The 1,199-nt window shown below is 65.6% G+C and carries 2 protein-coding genes; one reads left to right on the top strand and one right to left on the bottom strand.

Translation table 11 applies throughout. From position 1 onward, the window contains the following. Positions 1–205: 205 nt before the first annotated feature. Positions 206–829, top strand: a complete 624-nt coding sequence (locus AC1D00_RS41900; RefSeq protein WP_477014744.1) for an HAD family hydrolase — start codon at positions 206–208, stop codon at positions 827–829. Between the two features lie 24 nt (positions 830–853). Here the strand turns inward: AC1D00_RS41900 and AC1D00_RS41895 are convergent. Next, positions 854–1,199, bottom strand: a 346-nt coding sequence (locus tag AC1D00_RS41895) for an oligopeptide/dipeptide ABC transporter ATP-binding protein (protein WP_477014743.1), incomplete at its 5' end; no start/stop codon positions are given.

The following is a 1,199-nucleotide window of genomic DNA, read 5'->3' as shown; positions in this document are numbered from 1 at the left end:
GAGCGCGTGACGCAATCGCCGATCTGCGAGGCGTAGCAAACGTTTGCCTAGCTGCGGGTGACGCTCGAGAACTCGCCTTCGAAACGCGCCGCCATCGACCAGGCAGCATCGCGGCGATCGGCCCTTTCCCGGATTTGTCGCCCGCGTTCGGGCGGGATATGACTGCGATCACGGCCKGAGGTTCGGCCGATCCGAGAGTGCTGCTGTGCCTGATGGGATCAAGCTCGTCCTCTTCGACATGGACAATGTCCTCTGCAACTACGACAGGGGACAGCGTGTCGCGTGTCTGGCAGAGCTCGCGGGATCGACCAGCGAGTTCGTCCACAACGCGATCTGGGACAGCGACTTCGAATCGCTCGGCGATTCCGGCGCTCTCGGTGCCGCGGATTATCTGCGAGGCTTCGGCGAGCGCATGGGCTATCCGCTGTCGCTCGACGAGTGGGTGGAGGCGCGGCGCCGTTCAATGCAGGCCGATCGCGCGATGATGGAGATTGCCCGACGTCTGCGCGAAACCGTCGATATTGCCGTCCTGACCAACAACACCACGCTGGTCGCCGACCACATCGACACGCTGCTGCCGGACTTGCGGCCGCTGTTCGGCTCCCGGATCTACACCTCGGCCCAGTTCAAGACGGCAAAGCCGGACCCGCGCTGCTATCGCCTCTGCCTGACCGAGCTCGGCGTGATGCCGGAGACCGTGCTGTTCGTCGACGATCTCCCGGCCAATGTTGCCGGCGCGCGCGAGGCGGGCCTGTTCGCGCATCACCACACGTCGGTGCAGGCTTTCAGGCAGGCCCTTTCGGCGCACGGCCTGCTTCAGGGCGAATGAATACGCGTCCTGCTTTACCCGGCGTCAGGCCAGATGGCACGCCACGAAGTGCCCGCCGGCGCCCTCCTTCAGCTCCGGCGCGCTTTCCGCGCAGCGCGGCTGGGCGATCGGACAACGGGTGTGGAAGTGGCAGCCTGACGGCGGCTTCATCGGGCTCGGCACGTCACCCTTGAGGCGGATGCGCTCACGCTTGAGCTTGGGATCGGGCACCGGCACCGCTGACAACAGCGCCCTGGTGYAGGGATGCTGCGGGTTGCGGTAGAGGTCGCTGGCTTTCGCCAGCTCGACGATGCGGCCGAGATACATCACCGCGACGCGGTCGGAGATGTGCTCGACCACCGAGAGGTCATGCGCGACGAAGAGATAAGTG

The organism is Bradyrhizobium sp. P2_E8, assembly GCF_056403875.1.
The sequence above is the reverse complement of the archived record's forward strand: the minus strand, read 5'-3'. Positions and strand labels throughout refer to the sequence as shown.